This is a genomic window from Alkaliphilus crotonatoxidans (assembly GCF_054658015.1).
Window position 1 is genome coordinate 1064371 of sequence record NZ_BAAHXS010000004.1, and the last position, 19585, is coordinate 1083955.

Genomic DNA, 19585 nt, shown 5'->3' on the forward strand with positions numbered 1-19585 from the left:
TTAATCAGATTAATTAAATGCATCTATTATACATGAAAAGATGAGGACTGCCAATTACCCGGCAGTCCTTCTGCATTTGGACAATTTAACATATGAAGGGGCGTAGGGTTTATTAAAAATGTATTAAAAATTAACCCAGTAAATTGTACTTCTAACATAAGTGTAATATAATCATAAAATAGCGGATTAAAGGGCTGTCTTAACATATTGATCAAGTCAAATGCCAGTACTGTATGATTGGATACAATTATAGAAATGGAGGATATATAAATGTTAAAAAAAGCTGTTACCTATTTATTGATAATGGTCATGCTGGTCATGGTAATTGTCATAGGAAGTGGTTGTGCCAGAACAGCCGGAAGCGAGGGCGAAAATGATGAAAACTATGTGGCAGTAGAAACAGAAATTGCCACTGAAGGTGAAATCGCCAATCAGGTAAGGCTCAGGGGGCAGATTGCCACCAACGAGGAGGTCAACGTCATTCCCAAAACCATGGGAATCGTTGAAAGTATTAATGTTAAACTGGGCGATAAGGTAACAAAGGATACGGTGCTTTTTACCATAGAACAAACAGATATATTAAACTCCCTGGACCAGGCTGAAAGCTCCTTAAGTCTGGCTTCTAAGTCTGTAGACCAGGCCGAAAATGCCCTGCGTACTGCTCAGCTAAACTATGAGATGACCCAGGAACAGGTGGATAATGCAAAGCTGAACCTGGAGCGAACCCGCAGACTGTATGAGGAAGGGGCTGTTTCCATTACACAATTAGAGCAGGCAGAGCTGTCAGCCTCAGAAAAACCCTTAGAGATTTCAAAGACCCAGGTTGCCCAGGCAGAGGTATCACTGCAGCAGGCTAAAGAACAATACAGGCAGGCAGAGATCGCCCATGACCAGGCAAAGAATAGCTTTAATAATACAATTGTAAAGGCACCGATTGACGGTGTTGTTTCTGCCATTAATGTAAAGGTAGGGCAGATTGCCACCAACAGCCAGGCGGCAGCGGTGATCGTTGATACAAGCAACGTATACATTCAGTTAAATGTTGTAGAAAATATGGTGAATCAGCTTCAGGTGGGGCAATCGGTAGAGGTTAACGTACCGGCTGCTTCCCAGGATTCCTTTAATAGTGTTATCGAATTTATCAGCCCTACGGTTGATCAAAGAACTCAGCTGTATCCTGTAAAAATCAATATCAGCAATGAATCGGGGCTTTTAAGGCCCGGTATGAACGGCGAGGTCTTGCTGGATACCGCCTCTATTCCTAAGGCAATTGTGGTCAAGAGTAATGCAGTCCTTGAACGGGATGAAGCCAATATTGTCTATGTAGTGGAGGATGAAAGGGCAGTTGAAAGGGAAGTAGTACTTGGATTAGACACAGGTGATTATGTCGAGATTATCGAAGGAATCAATGAAGGCGATGCTGTTATTGTTTCGGGACAACATTATGTTGAAGATGGCCAAAGAGTAAAGGTAGTAAGGGGTGAGTAGCGGTGAACTTATCTAAATTAGCTGTAAGAAGGCCCGTTACCATCACCATGATAGTTTTAGTGGTGGTACTGTTGGGGGCCATTTCCCTGACACGCTTACCCATCGACCTGTATCCTGAAATGGAATTTCCCATTGCCATTGTGTACACAACCTACTCGGGCGTGGGGCCCCAGGAGGTAGAAAGTCTGATTACCAAGCCAGTAGAGGGGGCCATTGCCTCTGTTTCAAACATTGTGGAGGTCAGCTCCATGACTTCACAGGGTACCTCCATCGTATTGGCGGAATTTAACGAGGGAACCAATATGGATTTTGCTTCCCTGGACATGCGAGAGAAGGTGGACTTGATCAAGGGAATGCTGCCGGAGGATGCGGATGACCCCATGGTTATGCTGCTTGACCCCAATTCCACCCCCATCTATCAAATATCACTATCGGCCGGTACAGACCTGGCAGGCCTTCAAACCCTGGCTGAAGATACCTTTAAGCAAAGATTTGAGCGACTGGACGGAGTGGCTTCGGTAGACATCCAGGGGGGGATCACAGAGGGAATTCAGGTTATTGTTGATCAGGAGCAATTGTTGGGGTATGGAATCAACAGCAGCCAGCTGGCCCAGCTTCTGGGAGCAGGAAATTTAAATCTGCCCGGCGGAAATGTTGATCGGGCCGATCAAAAGCTGACAATCCGTGTTGTAGGAGAGTTCAGATCCTTAGAGGAAATTAAGGATACCCCCATTACCCTGTCTTCGGGAGAGGTAATTAATTTAAGAACATTTGCCGATGTGGTTTTAGCTAATAAGGAAACCAGCAGTATTTCCCGAAGCAACGGAAACAACAGTATTAACATTTCCGTACAAAAGCAATCAGGTAAAAATACAGTTCAGGTGGGAGACGCCATCAACAGGGAAATTGAAAAGCTTCGCTCCGAGTACCCTGAAGTACAGATCAGTGTTATAGCCGACAATTCAGCCATGATCAGAGATTCTATCAACAACGTGGTGCAGAATGTAATTATTGGTGGGCTGTTGGCGATTTTAATCTTATATATTTTCTTAAAGAATATTAGAACAACTTTAATTATCGGAACATCCATCCCCATTTCAGTAATTGCCTCCTTTATTCTGCTGTATTTTAATGGTATTACCCTTAATATCATGACTTTAGGAGGTTTGGCCCTGGCAGTGGGTATGCTGGTGGATAATGCCATAGTGGTACTGGAAAATATCTACCGCCTCAGAGTCGAGGGCTATTCCAAGGCAGAGGCTGCCATCAAGGGAACAACCGAGGTGGCCATGGCCATAACGGCTTCAACCATTACAACCATTGCGGTATTCCTTCCCATTGTCTTTGTTGAAGGAATGGTTGGAAGTATATTTAAAGATTTCTCCATGACGGTGACCCTATCGTTAATTGCTTCCCTACTGGTTTCCTTGACCCTGATTCCCATGCTGTCATCGAAAATTTTAACAGTGGACGATGAGGGGCAGGAGAAGAAGAAAAAACGTTTGAATGTGATCTATGAAGCCTTTGACAGACTTTTTGCCAAGGTAGAGAAAAGCTACCAAAGGCTTCTGGCAAAAGGCCTGAAACGCAGAAAAGGTACGGTCATTTTAGCTGCCGTTATTTTTGTAGTAAGCATCGCCTCCCTGGTGGGGGTAGGGATGGAATTCTTCCCGGCTATGGATGAAGGGCGAATCAATATTGATGTAACGCTGCCCTTAGGAAGCAGTATTCAACAGGTGGATGAAAAAATCATAGCCATAGAGGATAAACTGACAGGAATAGAAGACATTGAATATGTTTATTCCAGTATTGGTGGAGGAAGTATTTTAATGGGAGGCAGCTCTTCAGGAGCCTCCGGCTCCCTTTCCATTGTATTAAGGGACTCAAGATCCAGGGCCACTGCCGATGTGGCAGAGGAAATCCGAGGCTTGGTCAGGGATATACCAGGAGCCGAAATATCTGTAATTGAGTCCTCCATTACAAATGTTATGGGAGCGGGCAGTACGCCCATCAGTATTAGCATTAAGGGAGACGAGCTGGAGGTTTTAGAGGAAATATCAAATGACTTTAAAAGGATTGTAGAATCTGTAGAGGGCACCCGTGAGGTGAAAACCAGTCTAAGTGATGCAGTCCCAGAGGTGGAAATACTGGTAAATAAGGAAAATGCAGCGGTATATGGCTTAACTGCAGCCCAAGTGGCCTCCGCCGTTCGAGGTGAAACCTCTGGCATGACAGCCACAAAGTATCGATACCAGGGAGAAGAGCTGGATGTGGTTATTAAACCGCTGTATGACGCTACCAGCAGCCTGGCGAGCCTTGAGTATTTAACCATTGCAACGCCAGTGGGGGTTAGTGTTCCCTTAAATCAAGTGGCAGAGGTGACCATTGAAAAGGGCCCTATCCAAATTAATCGGGTGAGCCAGGAACGGGTGGTCAGTGTGACCAGCCAGATTGTCGGCCGTGATGTAAGCAGTATTTCTCAGGATTTAAATAGGGCTTTAAGGGAATATGAAATGCCGGAGGGCTATCATTATGAATTCGGTGGTGAAAATGAAGAGATTATGGAGGCCTTTGGGCAGCTCTTTACAGCCCTGGTCATGGCCATACTGTTAATTTATATGGTGATGGCAGCTCAGTTTGAATCGTTGCTAAATCCCTTCATCATTATGTTTACCATTCCCCTGGCCTTTTCAGGGGGAGCCCTGGCACTGTTCTTAACGGGCAAGGCCTTCAGTGTGGTTGCCTTCATTGGAATTATCATGCTGGCAGGTATCGTCGTCAACAACGGGATTGTGTTAATTGACTATATTAATACCCTGAGAAAAGAAGGGAAGGACCGAACAGAGGCCATTATGACAGCAGGGCCCATAAGGTTAAGACCTATTTTAATGACCACCCTGACCACCGTTTTAGGTCTTGTTCCCCTGGCCCTGGGCATAGGTGATGGAGCAGAATTACAGGCCCCCATGGCCATCGTTGTAATTGGCGGCTTAGCACTTTCAACCGTATTGACGTTGGTGGTGGTACCGGTTATGTATACCTTATTTGACGACTTTTCAAGCTTCTTAAAGTCAAAGATACGAAAGGGTAAAGTCAGCGCTTAGTTAAATTTCAAAATATTGTAGAATGATATAGCAGTTCAATAAAAATAGCACCTAAGTAGGTGCTATTTTTATTGTGAGTGGTTACCGTTCTATTTTCTATGTACAAGCTCATTCAACTGATTTCCAAGCTGATCAAGCTCTTTAAATTCCTTCACGATCCCTTCTATTCCCTTACCCTGTTCAACAATGCTGACCGAGACCTGTTCAATGGCGGCAGAGGTTTCCTGTATTCCGCCGGCAATGGAAACCGCTTCATTGGTAATGACCTGTGAGCTTTCCTCCAAATGCTTAATCCGAGTATTCATTTCTGCTGCCATGGTCAGTACAGAATGAATATGATCATGAATATCCTTAAAGAAGCCCTCGGTCTTCTCCGCCGCCAATTTACTGGAATAAAAGGAGGTAGATACCCGTTGAACCTTATTTGATGCATCACTGGACTTTTCCTGAATGTCGCCCAATATATGGCCGATTTCTTCGGCAGATTTTCTAGAGCTTTCCGCCAGCTTACGGATTTCCTCCGCCACCACGGCAAAGCCTCTGCCCTGCTCCCCTGCCCTGGCTGCCTCAATGGCTGCATTGAGGGCCAATAAATTGGTTTGCTCTGCTATCTGGCTAATGGCGCCTAAAATTTCACCAATTTGCTGGGACTGATTTGTTAAATCTACCATAATTTTCACCGTTTCCTCAACATTTGATCCCACCACATCTATTTCGTGCTTTAGATTATGTGTCTCCTCATTTCCCTTGGCTGAAATATCCACCGTTGTAACTGACAGCTCCTTCAGGGAGGAAGAGGCCTCGGCCAGGGCTTGAATGGCCTGGTCACTTGATTGTATCGAGTGGTTAATGTCGTTAACGCTTTTTGTTTGCTGTTCAAAGCCCATGACAATTTCCTGATACATACAGGTGGTTTCATTGGCAATTTCCCCAATTTCAACGACCTGCTCCGCCATGGCACCACTGAAGCTGCCCAGGGTGGCGGCGATCCCCTGAATCTCATTAAACATCCCCTCAAGGGCCTCCTTGTCTTGCTGTAACTGGTTACTTTGGTCGGTAAGGGACCTTCTCATATTGGCTCCTAGCCTGGTCTGGAAGACTAAAACCAGGGTTAACAGCACCAAATATAAATTCATCGATACCAGATGTTTAATTTCAAGGGAAGGAAACATTACTGGCTTAAATTGAAAATAAAAATAATTGGTCAAAGCCAAATTAATCATGCCAATCAAGATAATTAATAGATGGTCGTGATAGAGTGTAATGACCCCTAGGCAGTAAAATAGCATTAAATAATTACCCATATGGGGATTGGAAGAAATAATGAGGTAAGAAACAACCGACAGGCCAATTAGAATGATGTAGCGAACCTGTTTTTCCCAAAGCCGTTTATAGGTACAAAAAGTACCCGTAGAAACTAGAATCAGACCCGTAACAATCAGCATCAAAAGGGTCTGCTGGGGAATTTTATTTAGTACGCAAACCAATATTCCGAGAATCAGGGAAAACCACATTAGTTTTAAAACCAGCTTATTTTGATTAAATATGTCTGTACTGCGATTCATGTTGCGTCTCTCCTTTTTTATCGTGTTCATGTTGTTAACTACCAATCTTGTTATATATTTGGCGATAATTATATCACAGGAGGAATGGAGAATCAATTTCAAAGCAATGGGAAAAGGTTTTTAAATACGAATAAGACCCTAGATCTATTTTATATTTAAAGTTACATTAAAGGCTTTGTCAACTCAGAAGGTTTTTTTATGGTATAATGATTGAAGATATAAACTACGACATAGGAGGGTTCACCTTGAGAATGAAGGAAAAATGGAAGGCTTTGATCATTTTATTGTTGATTCCGACGTTTATTATAACTGCCTGTACCAGAACAGAGTTATCTATTGAAGATCCCCTTACGAAGGGCGTTAACTATGAAATCAGGCTGCTACTGGTGCAGGAGGATGATAGCTATTTGCCTCTCTACCAGCAGCTTAGCCAGAGCTTGGTGGTAGGGCTGAATTTGGATGTGGTAAAGGTGGAGGAATTGAAGGCTGAAGACCTTGATCATTATGATGTCGTCTACCTTCACGATGCCGTTACCAGCATAAAGCAGGACAAGCAGATGATTAAGAGGTTAAGAAGCTTTGTGACGGAAGGCGGCACCCTAATCCTCCCCCACAAGCTGATGGACATGCTTCCTAAAGGCTTTACGGGGGTAGTACCGGGAGAGAAGATTGACCTAATGGAAACGACCCTGGAATATCCTGAGTTAGGGGTCAATTATGAGGGGATTCAACAGGTGGCCAGAGCCTTCGAGGAGGATTACAGGAGTCATGTAAAAAAACCTACAGCCTTTGAGGCTGCTAAGCTAAATTCAGGGCAAATGATCATTGGTGCAGAAGGCCAATCCCTGCTGTCGGTTAAGGAACAGGGAAAGGGAAGGGTTATTAACCTTTCTGATTTTCTGCCCAACTACAGCCAATACATCACCGGTTATGATTTTCAGGAGCGAGGAGAAGCAAATCAATACTTTCAATTTTTCTATTCATCGGGAAATAGCCAGCTTTTGAATGAATTAATGGGCTATGTGGCCAAGGAGCAGTATGGCGTTGCACTGAAAAAGGTCATGGGAGTAAACGGAAGCCCCGTAATGGCATGGCAAAATCACTACGAAGTACTGACCTCAATTAAAAACCTCGAGCTGATCACCTGGATTGATATGCTGAAGGAATATAATCAAATTCCTACCTTTACCCTGGTGAGGGGTTCATACGATTGGGGAGAATGGTATGGTACCTTGACCTACCACACCAATATCGGAACCAACACCGAGCCTGTTTTTATAGGTGAGGAGGAGGAATCCTACTATTCGAACGGGCAATTTATTAAGAATGCCGAAGGGGACTACATTACCTTTGGTCAGTATCCTGAAGAGGTAAGCTATTATTCCGCCATTGACAAAAACTTTCGGCCCTATCCCTACTTTGTTGATTACAATGGAAACGGGTTGCTGGACATCATCGTGGGAACCCACGATGGCAGGCTGAAGCTGCTTATTAATCGAGGAACAGCCCAGGAACCGGTTTATGGAGATGGCGTTGATTTAACCCATAAAAATGGTAAAGCCATACAGCTGGGCGCCAATACAGCCCCCACGGTGCTAGACTATAATGCTAACGGCAGGCTGGATTTAATTGTTGGAAACGAAGCCGGTGAGCTATGGCTGCTGATAAATCAGTCCAACACCTTTGAAATGCCTCAACCCCTTAAAAACCATAAAGGCGAGGCTTTAAGGATGGAGGGGGATGCTGCCCCCTTTGCAGTGGATTTTGATGGCGATGGTATTGTTGACCTATTGGTGGGGGATGCCGAGGGCTATGTTTATCTGTTAAAGGGCATGATGATAGAAGGGCAATTAAGCTTTGGTGATCCTGAGGAGCTTAAAGCAGGCTCAGAGCCCATTAAGGTGGCTTCCTTTGCTGCTCCCCACGGTGGAGACTATAATCAAGACGGAAGTATAGATTTGTTGGTGGGAGACGGAACAGGTGACGTACACATTTTCCTTCGTGAGGAAAACAACCTGGTGAGTGAAGGAACCCTGCCCACCGTCAGGAAGAATATCTATGGTAAAAACACCTTATATACCGGAAAAAATGTTGTTCCCTTTTTAATCGACTACAATGGAAACGGGGTTCAGGATCTGGTAACAGGACAGTTGAGCTTTGCCCTGGCCTATGACACATCGTCTGAAACCTTTCCCCACCGGGAGGAACTGCTAAAATCCTTAGATTATGCCAGGGAAAACTATATTCCCATTATGCCCCACATTTATTTCCACAGTCATAAAGACAGTGAATTGGAAAAATTAGAGCTGGCCTTACACCAAGAGAACTTTAAAAAGCTTGGGCTGCCATGGAAATATACCGGTACGAATCAACATACCTGGCGGGTGAATATTGACAATCCTGTTCAGAGCTTTAAAAATATGATGGAATATAATATCTGGCATGATTTGGCCTTTAAAACCCCCAATGCCCCCTCTGACCCGACCTTTGGGCCCGACTACATTTGGCCTATACCCTTTATGATGATGGAAGGGAAAGAACGATTACCACTGGTGATGTCAACGCCGGCACCCTATATCGGCTATTACCTGGAGGTCTATGATCATCTGGCCCAGATGGATCTTCCATTGAGCTTTTTTGAGCATATTGAGTACAAAATTACAGAAGGGGCCGGCGGACTGGATCATTTAAAAAATATGATTCAAGTGGCTGAAACAATTAGAAGTAAGTATCAGTATGCCTTTGTAACGGAAGAACAAATGGCTAAGTCCTTTATCAATGGTTTCTATACCTCCTATGAAATTCAGGTCGAAGACGACAAGCTGGTGATTATTCCCGATACCAGTCAGGTGCCGGCGGAGCTGGCGGAGGAATATCTTGGTACCGGCGGAATTAAGGTGGAACTGGGAGAAAGCATGAAGGATAGAAATCTCGTAAGTGATGCAGTGATACAATACGCTGCCAAGGGAGGTCTATATATTGGTGTAAGTGATAAGACCAGCCTTAGCTTTTTAAGGGAAGCCCCTGAGCCTGAAGCAATGCCCATCGTACTCCACATGGTCAACGGGCCCTTGAAGCTTAATCAGGAGGAAAATCAAATGGTGCTGGAGATTGATACCCCTGGTATGCAGGAGCTGAAGTTTACGGCCAACACCGATGTTGAAGTAATTGGTGAAAACCTAAGGGTTAAACAGGAGGATCAGCTTTATACCGTTACCCACTACGGGGAAAAGGCAAAGATAACCCTGAAGTGGTGATAAAATGGATGGAAACAAAATACATTTATGGCTGACTTTGTTGTTGAACAGGCTTTAAAATGGTATACTATAGATAGCTATCATCACTGTAAAGAAAAGGGGTGGTAAGATGGACGGTGAAGTTTTAGCATTGCTGGAGCAAATAAACGGAAAGCTGGATCAACAGACTGAAATTTTAAATGAGCACAGCAAGATATTAGATCAGCATAGCGAGATTCTAAATCAGCACAGCGAGATTCTAAATCAGCACAGTGAGATTCTAAATCAGCACAGTGAGATCTTAAACAGGCATGAAGGTATTTTAAGCCAGCATACCCAGCTTTTAGGTGAGCATACCGGTATTCTCAGGGCCCTAGAGCATGCCAGTGAAGTGCAGCGGGCCCAAATGGACCAGATGAATCATACCCTGGCCAGGGTTGAAGCAGAGGTGAAGACCATTCGAGAGGACTTGACGGCGGTGGAGCTGGTGACCTCTAAAAATTGGAATGATATCGTTAAATTAAAGGCCATTCGATAAAGTATTTGAACGGTGGATAAAGATGAAAGCTGTTGATAAGTTTTATATTACGATAGAACTTATCAACAGTTTTTTTATGAAAAAATTTCTAGCATATCTTGTTGAAAAAAATTGTATTTTCTGTGAAACATGATAAAATTAGGATAAATCATATCAAGGGAAGGGGATTTTAATGCTTGTTTGGGAAAAAATTTATGAAACGGGTATGAATGTTATTGATGATCAACACCAGTACCTGGTGAAGCTGATCAATGATTTAAATGATCAGGTTGTAACCCAGCTGGAATTTGACAACTACGACAAGATTATGGAGATTTTGACAGAGCTAAGGCAGTACGCCCAGGAGCATTTTAATCATGAAGAGCAGTTAATGAAAAATCATATGGAGAGTCTAAAGGATGAGGAGTTGGCCCGGTTTTGGTCATATTTTAAAAATCACCGGGCACAGCACAGTGCCTTTGTGGCTAAGGTGCAGCAGCTTTTTGATAAGGACGTCGACGAAAGACAGGCAGAGATCTCAATAGAGCTGATCAATTTTTTAGTAGAATGGCTGAAAAACCATATATTAAAAATTGATATGCAGCTGCCAGGCTATTTAAAGGCTTAACAGGCCCCCTGTTTTTGTTTTTGAAGAATATGATTAATGACGGCCCCCAGCAGCAAAATAATACTGCTTAAATATAACCAGAGGAGTAAAACAAAAATACCGCCAATGCTGCCATACATTTTCGTATAGCTTCCGAATTGGTTGACATAATAAGAAAAGCCTGTTGAAATCAATATCCAACCCAGTGTAGCAGCCACCGCTCCCGGTAAGGAAGCCTTAAGAGTAAACCCACTGGCGGTGCCATGGGAATACAATATGGTAAAGCAAAACACCATCACCAACAGAGCACTGCTATAGCGAAGAATATTCCAAAGGGGTAAAAAATAATGGGAAAGGCCAAAAAAGTCCGCCACAACCAGGGCTAAGGCTTTGCCTAAAACCAAAAGCAGTAATACAAAAACAATCAGTAAAATCAGTCCGACGGTAAAGAAAATTGAAAGCAGCCGTACCTTTATGAGGGAACGGCTCTCTTTTTGTTCGTAGGCCTTATTGATTCCTTTAATTAAGGCCATCACCCCATTGGAAGCTGTCCAAAGGGTCGTAAGCATACCAAAGGATAGTAAGGCCAGGCTGCGGCTTTCCAATACCTCAAAAATAATATCCATGACAAAATTATAGGTATCCTGAGGCAGAACATTTGAAAGCGTAGATAAGGAATGATGGGTCAACAGGGGCGTATAGCTGATCAGTGTAATTAAAAAGATCAAAAAGGGAAAAAAGGAAATTATCAAGTAATAGGTCGTTTGGGCCCCCAGGGCGGTAATCTCTTTATCCCTGAAATCCTGCATCAGCTCTGTAATAAAGTGGAGCCCCTTTGTCTGTTTTAGCTGAGTAATCTTCATCGTGATCCCCCTTATTTTTCCTTTAACGATATTTATACCACCATAGTGCCATCATAACCTAAAATTCTTCGATACTCAATACAGCATTGATTTCTGCCCCCAAAAGCAGAATAATACTGCTGATATAGAGCCATATCAACAAAACAAATACGCCGCCGATGCTGCCGTACATGTAGGTGAAATTGGCAAAGCGTTCCACATAGAAGGAAAAAATTAAAGAGATTCCCACCCATCCGATAATGGCAAAGGTGGAACCAGCCAATACCTCGCGAAAGCTGGTGGGGCGATGGGGGCCATAGCGGTAAAGGGCGGTAAAAACCAGCCACATGATCAGGAGTGAAATGCCATATCGTATATAATCCCAAACCTGCAAAAAGTACGGGGAAAAACTCAAAAGCCTGAAGAGCCTGCTGGCCCATCCTCTACCCAATACAAGGAGAATGAAGGTGGTCAGCAGCACGATAATAAAACCAATGGTTAGGCCTAAGGACAACAGGCGATGGCCGATGATGGAACGGTGATCTACCTGGTTATAGGCCTTGTTGATTCCCCGAAGAATGGCACCCATACCATTGGAGGCCGCCCACAGGCTGGTGACCATTCCAAAGGATAAAAGCGTTAGACTACGGCTATAAATCACCTCCATGGCCACCTCCATAATTAAAAAGTATGTCTCCTGAGGCAAAATGTTAGACAATGGGTAAAGAGATGCCTCGGTCAACAGGGGCGTATAGGTGACTAAGGTGATGAGAAAAATTAAAAAGGGAAAAAAGGAAAGAATCAGGTAATAGGTCATCTGGGCGCTTAGGGCAGTAATTTCGTCCTGTTGAAAGCGCTTATAGAGTAATTTCACAAATTGAATCCAACGATCCTTTGTCATAGTCTCACCCCCGGTGTTTCCCTTAGTGTTGGCAACAGATGGGAATGTTATGACTGAAAAATACAAATTATTAAATCTTTATTACCAGGAAGGAAATAGGGCCTGAAATCTTGAAATAATACAAATCAATTTATATCTGTATATCCAATTGAGACAACCTAATATTTGCATTCCGAAGGAGGACAACATGCATCCTATATTGCAAGGTTTTATTATTGGTTTTATTATCGTTTTACCGGGAATGAGCGGTGGAACTGTTTTTGTGATTCTAGGTATTTATGAAAAAATGATAAAGGATCTGGCTAAGTTAAATATAAAGCCTTATTTGCCCATGATCGGGGGCGTAATTGCTGGAATCTTTGCCAGCGGTTCCCTCTTTGCCATAGTATTTGAGGCCCATCGTGATGTTACAGTGGCTTTTCTCTTGGGCTGTCTTTTGGCCTCCATTAAGTCGGTATTAAAGGATTGTCCTAAAATGGGGAAAAGACATTTATTGATGATGGCTACCGGGTTTATTGTTGGGTTTGTGATGGTGGGAGAGCCCATCAGTATTTTAACAGCAGGTGATAAGGTTGACTGGTGGATTCTAATGATTGGCGGAGCCCTTTCCAGTGCCGCCATGGTAATTCCGGGGGTTCCCGGCAGCTCTGTGCTGATATTAATGGGAATTTACGATACCATGCTGTTTAATATTAAAGAATTAAACTTTTTGCCATTGATTATTTTTGCTTTGGGAAGTCTCATTGGCATCGTTCTTTTGTTAAAGTTTTTAGAGCAGATGTATGAACGCTATAAGGGGCTGGTTTCCTACTTCTTTGCAGGTATTATCATTGGTTCCTGCAGAGGGCTGCTGCCCCATGAATTTAACATTTGGGTCATTCTTTTGTTTGCAGTGGGTTTTTCGTTGGTTTGGTGGTGGAGCGACAGGGAATAATCTGATCTGTTGAAGGGCTCCTGAGAAAAATGCAGGAAAAACAGTATAAATGTAGAAATAATTAAAGTGGATATTAAAGAGTAAGGGAGGACTTAAAGGTGAAAAAATTAAGGAGTTTGATTATTTTTGTTGTGATTGCCGTCATGCTGATGGGCAATATGGCCATGGCCCAGAGCTTGATTTTTACAGATATTAAGAATCATTGGTCAGAGGAATTTGTTAAGGATATCTATCAAAGAAAAATAACCGGCGGCTATAGTGATTCTACCTATCGACCCGATAATCCCATTTCTGGTCTTGAAACCATTACAATGCTGTCTAAGCTTTTACAGTATGATGCTGATACAGAAAACTATACAGCTAAATACCAATCTCAGCTAGATAGCCATGATATTCCTCAATGGGCCAGGGAATATGTTGCCTTTATGCTCAGCGAGAACATTGTACTGGAAAATGAATTGAATCAATTTATGACTAATGGAAATCCTACTAATATCAAACGATTTGAAATGGTGATTTTAATCGGCCGTGTACTGGAATATTACGGAGGAAAGGAACCGAAGGTTGCCTATACCATTCCCTATGATGACGAAATGTTTATTCCTCAAAATGCCAAGGCCTATGTAGACATGATGCTTACTGAAGGATTATTGAGCCAATCCAGTAATGGAGGTCAGTTCCTACCCTTGAATAATCTAACCCGAGGCGAGACAGCTAAGCTGATTTCTATAGCCGCCGAGATTCTGGACGAATATCAAGAGGAATTGGATCGCAAGACCGATGAAGACATAAGGGAAGAGGAAGAAGATGATGAGGAAGAAGCCAAGGAGTATGATACAGCAGGATACTTCAATAATGTAATGGAAGGCTCCAGGCGAACTATATTGAGTATGATTGATAAGTCAAACCATTTACATACCTATGAAATTAAGTCTAACAATAGAGTATGGATTGACGGAAAAAATTCCAGGCTTTCTGATCTAAAGGAAGGTCATTACTTAAAAATCATACTGGAAGACGGTATGGTAAAGGAGATCCATGGAGAAACCAGCCAGGAATCCTTTAAGGGATACTTTGTAAGATACCTGACTGGAGGCAACAATGTACTTACCCTGAGGAATGATAAGGATGCCACTCGTGTTTTCACCGTACCAGATAATACAAAGGTGACCCTCAATGGAAGGGAAACATCGCTTTCTTCCTTTAAAGAAGGGGACATTGTCAGGCTGATTCAAAAGAACGACAAGGTGATAGAGGTACAGGGAAGAAGCATGACAACCTATGTAGACGGAGAAATTACCGATAAGGGTTCAGAAAATGATCAATATCTTGAAATCACCACCAGGGATGACGAAGTGATCACTATCTACATGGATAAGTCTACAAAGTACATTAGGGATCGAAAGAGCTCCAAATTTTCCAGCCTTCGACTCTATGATGAAGTAAGGGTTGAACTGGAATATGGCAAGGTAAAGCTTGTAGAAGCCGATGTAATCCGAAGGGAAGTGGAGGGTTACATTAGAACCATGGCCATAGGTACTGACCAGGTGACCCTGGAGGTTGAGTCAGCCGATGGGCAGCTTGAGGAATTTATCCTTGGGGAAGATGTGGAAATTGAAATAGGTGATAAAGAAGCAGAAATCTATGATTTAAGAGTTAATTACTTTGTAGAAATCGAGATTGAAGGAAAAACCGTGGTGTCCATCTATACCTCCAGGAAGGTGGCCACAGACACCCTCAATGGAGTCATCGACTATATCGACAGTCGGGGCAGGTATATTGAAATAGAGTGCCTGGAAGATGGAAGAAGAGTAATTAAGGAGCTGATCCTTACCGATAAAACCACCTACAGTAAAAAAACCGGAACCACAAAATTAAGCGGACTAAAAGAGGGCGACGTTGTACTGGTCACCGGTAAGACAGAAAAGGGAGAATTTATCGTTGATCATATTTTTGTTATTGACAGTAAATAGTCAGAAAGAGGTTATTCCATGGCGGTTAAGACAAAGCTACTGAAATCAATTAATAAACTGTTTCCCCTGCCGGTACACCCCTTTAATCTGCAAAATCAAGGGGTAAAGAGCTACGCCCAGTGGCAGTTTGAAAAGGGCGAAGAAACAGTGAAGTTTTACCTGGAACGGGTATCTAAGGAGGAAATGTTTTTAGATAAGGTTATTTTAGACATTGGCTGTGGTGCAGCGGGAAAAACGCTATATTATGCCTCCCAGGGGGCCAGAAAGGTCTATGGAATCGATGTGGTTCCCCGTTATGAGGCAGAGGCCAATCAATTGGCGGCGGATAAAGGGCTGGCAGACCGATTTCAATTTGTATTGGGGGATGCTGCCCAGCTGCCCTTTGAGGAAAATACCTTTGATACCATCATCATGAATGATGCCATGGAGCATGTCGATCAGCCCCTGGCGGTTTTAAAGGAATGTCATCGGGTGTTGAGGCCGAAGGGAAGGTTATATGTGAATTTCCCTCCTTATTACCATCCCTTTGGTGCCCACTTAAGTGATGCCATTGGCTTTCCTTGGGTACATCTATTCTTTGATGAAAAAACCCTTATCGAGGTTTATAAGGATCAGGTAAAGGATCTGCCCGATGGAGAAGAACGGATCAAATTTCGTATCGATGTCAACGACCAGGGAGAAGAATATTTTTCCTACATTAATGGGATGACAGTTAAGTGGTTTAACCGACTGATTAAGGAAACTGATTTTCAGCTTTTATACTATCGGGAGGTACCCTTACGATCATTTTTCAAGCCATTGGCTAAACTACCCCTTTTAAGGGAATGCTTTGTCAAAATGGTGGTGGGAATTTTAGAAAAATAGCAGGTTATTCAATTAAAGTGAATATCATATTCGAGAGCTATCCTACGGGGTAGTTCTTTTCTTTTACAAAGGTCCGGCCTGTCATGATGCAGGAAGGCCATTTGCTTGTTCACCTGCTTGTTGAAATTATTTGCACTTGTTATCAGAATAAGGTAAAATATTGGTTGACTTCAAAGAAATTTAATTCCATGATTTGGTACCCGTCACAACCGACGGGCTAATTTATGTCAAGACCAAGGCATCAAAAAAATATGCCTATTTCCCTTTGGTTTTTTTTCAATGAAAAAAGGGGGAGGATATGGGCTTAATTAATATAATTATTAATGTAGTGCTTTTTATTTAAGACTATTTAAACTAGTTGAGGTGACTATATGGGAATTCATATTATACTGAATCAGATTATGATTATGTTTTTTCTAATGGCCTTTGGATATATTTTGATAAAAAAAGAACTATTAGACAAGCAGGGAAGCAGACAAATCTCTAATATTCTATTAAAGACCGTTACACCGATTGTAATTATCAATGCCTTCAATATTGAATTTTCTTTAACAAAATTAAAGGAATTGGCCTTAGCCCTGGCATTAGGCTTCGTTGTGCTGGGAATTGGATTTATTATTGCAAGAATCTTTTTAGGGAAGGGAAACCGATTTGAGCAGTTTCCAGCTGCCTTTCCCAATGTAGGTTTTTTTGGTATTCCCTTGGTACAGGGGCTGCTGGGGAGCAGTGCGGTCTTTTATCTAACAATGGTTGTCGTAGCCTACAATATCTATTCCTGGACCTATGGCATCTATTTAATTTCGGGTCAACGAGACACCTTTAATCCTAAGGCAATATTGACTACTCCTGCCTTCAAAGGTCTTGGAATTGGACTGCTGGTATTCCTATCTCCATGGCCCCTGCCTGATGCCCTGTCAGAAAGCATTAGGATCGTTGCCAGCCTGAATACACCCTTAGCCATGTTTATACTGGGCTCCTACATTGCAGAAAGCCCTTTCCTATCAATTTTCAAGGGAAGGATGGTCTATAAAACCTGTGCCATCAAGCTAATCATTATTCCAGCAGTAATTGCTTTTGCCTTAAAATTGGTGCCAAGTCAATATGAAACCTTGAAAATGGTTTTGTTAATTGCCAGTTCAGCCCCTTCGGGGGTAGTAATGGCAATGTTCGCCCAACAGTATAATGCAGATTATGCCTATGGGGCTCAGATCATTTCGCTATCTACCTTATTATCGATTATATCGATTCCAGCTATTTTGGTTATGGCCCTTAATGTCTGGTAGCCCATACAAATCTGCAAAAAGAAAAGGCTATATCGACAATAGCCCTATCTTATCTCCTATAGATATGAGCCCCCTAGGCCATTAGCCTTCTGTTGAAAGGCTAGAAGCCTTGTATTTAATATGGGGGCCTGAAAGGAAAAGCTCCTCAAGCTCCTTGAGAATGGCCGTCATATTAGAGCGATCCTGATGATTTTCGATATAATCAGCCAGTTCCTTCACCCGAACAATGGGAACATAGCTGTTGGTTTCAATCGTTGCATCGGAATTATTCACTACAAAAAACGATTGCAGAGGAATATATTTAATATGCTGCCGTTCCAAAAGCCCTTCAATAATTCCATGGCTGTACTGTAGAAAATGCAGGGGATTATTTACCCTTTTCCGGATGACATCATAGGGGCTGATTACCTTAACATAATCCCAATACTCATCATTTTCATAACCTGTCATGGTACCCTCAAAATCCAGCACCCGAATATTAAAAATACCCTTAGGCGAAAGGAGAATATAATCAAAAAACCCCTTTTTACTACCATCTGTCAACTCAACCGACGAGATGATGGTATACTGGTTATTAAAACTGCTAAGCTGCTGTAAAACCCTGTCATGAAGCCTGGTACCCCCACCGATGTAAAGAATATAAATACTTACAAGGGTAAACCCCAGCAGCAGAGAAGATAGCAGATAGCCGGCAGCGGAATCGGCCAGTAGAAACGACAAGGAGGTAATTCCCAGCATATAGAGCCAAAGGGGATCATTGATTAAATTATGAAGCCTTCCCCTTGCTACCGTGTTTTTTCCCTTATGCACAGTCATACAGTTCAACCCCTTTCCTTTCATCCCATTACCTGTTTACTATAAAGTTACCCCCATTACAATTAAATACACAGCCAATTCATCAAGGCAAGATATTTAATTCCAGCAGCCTCCCCTTTTTTGAATCAATCAGGCCCGCTGATATTAGCGTTTAATATAAAATATTAGTCCTGTCTTAAATTTGTGCCTTTCAAACTCTCATCACAAAAAATTAATGATGGCTTTAAACATATGTGCAAAAAATGCCGATTATATATGTGAAAGATTACTAAGGATAACGATACCACGGACAGGAGGTCATTTCAGTGGACGCACTAAAGATCAGCTATATTCCCTATACCGATAAGACAATCAAGGTTGATAAGTCAACGGGACTTCATGACAGCAGAAATATACAAGGGACAGCTAACGAAGGGGAAACCGTCAGAGCATCAATAAGCAGTGAGGCGCTGCAACACTATATGAAAGAAAAGTTTGGAGGCAGCTATGACGAAGTTTCCCATTTAGATTTTGAAACCTTGAAAATGCTGGAAAAAGGATCGTTGATAGGGCCAATCAGACAGGAGGGACAAATTGAGGTTCAGGTAAAACCCTTTATGGAAGGAACAGTGGAGCACTTTATATTCAATATGCTGGATGGAAAGGCTGAAAATCCTCAACAGCTGGCCCAGGAGCTGGGTGATATGATTTTCAGTCAGAGGGACGAGGATGTGAAGACCCGGGCCATTAACAGGGAAGCCGGTATGAAGCTGGCAGAATATATAGCGCAGAATTACCTGGACGACCCCGAGGAAGCACAATCCTTTTTAGAGGGGATCAATCAATTTGCTGAAAGGTCGGAAATGCGTGATAAGGGCTATCTGGTTTTCTACAATTCAGACATAGGGCCCATTAAGCCTAAGGCAAACCCATTAAAGCTTTACGCCCAGAAATATCTTGGGTACAGTGATCAAGACTGGGCCGACCCAACAAAGCTATCGGCTATTTTAAAGGCCTATACAAAGGATATGGCCAATCACACTTCAAGACTGACCAGCCTAAATGAGGCAATAAAGGAATCAGATGAAGCATTTGCTGCAAAGGAAAGGATTGTTCAAGCCACCATTGACGAGGTCAAAAATGCTATGGGTAAAGCTGTGAAGGACAACCTTCTATCGTCCTTGTATCCTGAACAATCAGCAAAATGGAACAGTGTTCTGGGCCTGTTTAAGGCTAAAGGCTGATGAACAATTGAATATTACCGATACTAATGGTACATAAGGGGCGGCTGATTTTTCTTTATAAAGAAACAGTCGCCTATTCAATAAAATAACCATTTCCTTTACAATCTTCTTCTCTCCTCTCACTTTTTGCTAAATTATCAAATGTTTTTCCAAAAACCAGAAATAAAATAACCATTGACAAATTTAAATGCAGCAGGTACAATCATAAACAAGTACTTTCTTAAACTATCAC

At 42.5% G+C, this 19585-nt stretch carries 14 protein-coding genes; 10 read left to right on the forward strand and 4 right to left on the reverse strand.

Annotated features, from left to right (window positions below; all coding sequences use genetic code 11):
• The first annotated feature begins 270 nt into the window (after positions 1-270).
• Complete coding sequence (locus ACYQ1I_RS07590) at positions 271-1488, forward strand: efflux RND transporter periplasmic adaptor subunit (protein WP_459763950.1); 1218 nt, start codon at positions 271-273, stop codon at positions 1486-1488.
• A 2-nt stretch (positions 1489-1490) separates the two neighbouring features.
• A complete protein-coding gene (locus ACYQ1I_RS07595; protein WP_459763952.1) occupies positions 1491-4592 on the forward strand; it encodes an efflux RND transporter permease subunit in 3102 nt (1033 codons plus the stop codon).
• Positions 4593-4681: 89 nt separating this feature from the next.
• Here the strand turns inward: ACYQ1I_RS07595 and ACYQ1I_RS07600 are convergent, their stop codons facing one another.
• Positions 4682-6157 (reverse strand): methyl-accepting chemotaxis protein, encoded by a 1476-nt coding sequence (locus ACYQ1I_RS07600; RefSeq protein ID WP_459763954.1) that lies wholly within the window; start codon positions 6155-6157, stop codon positions 4682-4684.
• A gap of 251 nt (positions 6158-6408) precedes the next feature.
• Between ACYQ1I_RS07600 and ACYQ1I_RS07605 the strand changes: the two genes are divergently transcribed.
• The 3 genes from ACYQ1I_RS07605 (at position 6409) to ACYQ1I_RS07615 (ending at position 10538) form a co-directional block, all read left to right on the forward strand.
• Positions 6409-9414: an FG-GAP repeat domain-containing protein gene (locus ACYQ1I_RS07605; protein WP_459765316.1), complete on the forward strand. Its 3006-nt coding sequence runs from the start codon at positions 6409-6411 to the stop codon at positions 9412-9414.
• A 109-nt stretch (positions 9415-9523) separates the two neighbouring features.
• Positions 9524-9931 carry a hypothetical protein gene (locus tag ACYQ1I_RS07610; protein WP_459763956.1) on the forward strand — a complete coding sequence of 136 codons (408 nt, stop codon included), beginning with the start codon at positions 9524-9526 and terminating at the stop codon, positions 9929-9931.
• A 172-nt stretch (positions 9932-10103) separates the two neighbouring features.
• Entirely contained in the window at positions 10104-10538 is a 435-nt protein-coding gene (locus tag ACYQ1I_RS07615) for a bacteriohemerythrin (RefSeq protein ID WP_459763958.1), read from the forward strand.
• Here ACYQ1I_RS07615 and ACYQ1I_RS07620 read toward each other — a convergent pair.
• Both ACYQ1I_RS07620 and ACYQ1I_RS07625 read right to left on the reverse strand, forming a co-directional pair.
• Positions 10535-11380, reverse strand: a complete 846-nt coding sequence (locus tag ACYQ1I_RS07620) for a YihY/virulence factor BrkB family protein (RefSeq protein WP_459763960.1) — start codon at positions 11378-11380, stop codon at positions 10535-10537. The two genes, ACYQ1I_RS07615 and ACYQ1I_RS07620, sit on opposite strands and share 4 nt — an antisense overlap.
• Positions 11381-11438: 58 nt before the next feature.
• The gene (locus tag ACYQ1I_RS07625) at positions 11439-12260 is read right to left on the reverse strand and encodes a YihY/virulence factor BrkB family protein (protein WP_459763962.1); all 822 of its coding nucleotides are present in this window, start codon (positions 12258-12260) and stop codon (positions 11439-11441) included.
• Between the two features lie 187 nt (positions 12261-12447).
• Here ACYQ1I_RS07625 and ACYQ1I_RS07630 point away from each other — a divergent pair, with 187 nt between their 5' ends.
• The 4 genes from ACYQ1I_RS07630 (at position 12448) to ACYQ1I_RS07645 (ending at position 17314) form a co-directional block, all read left to right on the forward strand.
• Positions 12448-13194, forward strand: a complete 747-nt coding sequence (locus ACYQ1I_RS07630; RefSeq protein WP_459763964.1) for a DUF368 domain-containing protein — start codon at positions 12448-12450, stop codon at positions 13192-13194.
• Between the two features lie 98 nt (positions 13195-13292).
• The gene (locus ACYQ1I_RS07635) at positions 13293-15167 is read left to right on the forward strand and encodes an S-layer homology domain-containing protein (protein WP_459763965.1); all 1875 of its coding nucleotides are present in this window, start codon (positions 13293-13295) and stop codon (positions 15165-15167) included.
• Between the two features lie 18 nt (positions 15168-15185).
• A complete protein-coding gene (locus ACYQ1I_RS07640) occupies positions 15186-16031 on the forward strand; it encodes a class I SAM-dependent methyltransferase (RefSeq protein WP_459763966.1) in 846 nt (281 codons plus the stop codon).
• Positions 16032-16402: 371 nt separating this feature from the next.
• A complete protein-coding gene (locus ACYQ1I_RS07645) occupies positions 16403-17314 on the forward strand; it encodes an AEC family transporter (protein ID WP_459763968.1) in 912 nt (303 codons plus the stop codon).
• An 81-nt stretch (positions 17315-17395) separates the two neighbouring features.
• Here ACYQ1I_RS07645 and ACYQ1I_RS07650 read toward each other — a convergent pair whose 3' ends face one another.
• The gene (locus ACYQ1I_RS07650; RefSeq protein ID WP_459763970.1) at positions 17396-18130 is read right to left on the reverse strand and encodes a nuclease-related domain-containing protein; all 735 of its coding nucleotides are present in this window, start codon (positions 18128-18130) and stop codon (positions 17396-17398) included.
• Between the two features lie 305 nt (positions 18131-18435).
• On the opposite strand from ACYQ1I_RS07650, the gene ACYQ1I_RS07655 reads away from it, so the two are divergent.
• A complete protein-coding gene (locus ACYQ1I_RS07655) occupies positions 18436-19353 on the forward strand; it encodes a hypothetical protein (RefSeq protein ID WP_459763972.1) in 918 nt (305 codons plus the stop codon).
• The last annotated feature ends 232 nt before the right edge of the window (positions 19354-19585 follow it).

Excerpts from the sequence above, each read along its gene's own strand:
- ACYQ1I_RS07630 (WP_459763964.1), top strand. The coding sequence starts at position 12,448 with ATGCATCCTATATTGCAAGGTTTTATTATTGGTTTTATTATCGTTTTA.
- ACYQ1I_RS07645 (WP_459763968.1), top strand. The coding sequence starts at position 16,403 with ATGGGAATTCATATTATACTGAATCAGATTATGATTATGTTTTTTCTA.
- ACYQ1I_RS07640 (WP_459763966.1), top strand. The coding sequence starts at position 15,186 with ATGGCGGTTAAGACAAAGCTACTGAAATCAATTAATAAACTGTTTCCC.
- ACYQ1I_RS07620 (WP_459763960.1), bottom strand. The coding sequence starts at position 11,380 with ATGAAGATTACTCAGCTAAAACAGACAAAGGGGCTCCACTTTATTACA.
- ACYQ1I_RS07650 (WP_459763970.1), bottom strand. The coding sequence starts at position 18,130 with ATGACTGTGCATAAGGGAAAAAACACGGTAGCAAGGGGAAGGCTTCAT.
- ACYQ1I_RS07600 (WP_459763954.1), bottom strand. The coding sequence starts at position 6,157 with ATGAATCGCAGTACAGACATATTTAATCAAAATAAGCTGGTTTTAAAA.
- ACYQ1I_RS07625 (WP_459763962.1), bottom strand. The coding sequence starts at position 12,260 with ATGACAAAGGATCGTTGGATTCAATTTGTGAAATTACTCTATAAGCGC.
- ACYQ1I_RS07605 (WP_459765316.1), top strand. The coding sequence starts at position 6,409 with ATGAAGGAAAAATGGAAGGCTTTGATCATTTTATTGTTGATTCCGACG.
- ACYQ1I_RS07610 (WP_459763956.1), top strand. The coding sequence starts at position 9,524 with ATGGACGGTGAAGTTTTAGCATTGCTGGAGCAAATAAACGGAAAGCTG.
- ACYQ1I_RS07615 (WP_459763958.1), top strand. The coding sequence starts at position 10,104 with ATGCTTGTTTGGGAAAAAATTTATGAAACGGGTATGAATGTTATTGAT.
- ACYQ1I_RS07590 (WP_459763950.1), top strand. The coding sequence starts at position 271 with ATGTTAAAAAAAGCTGTTACCTATTTATTGATAATGGTCATGCTGGTC.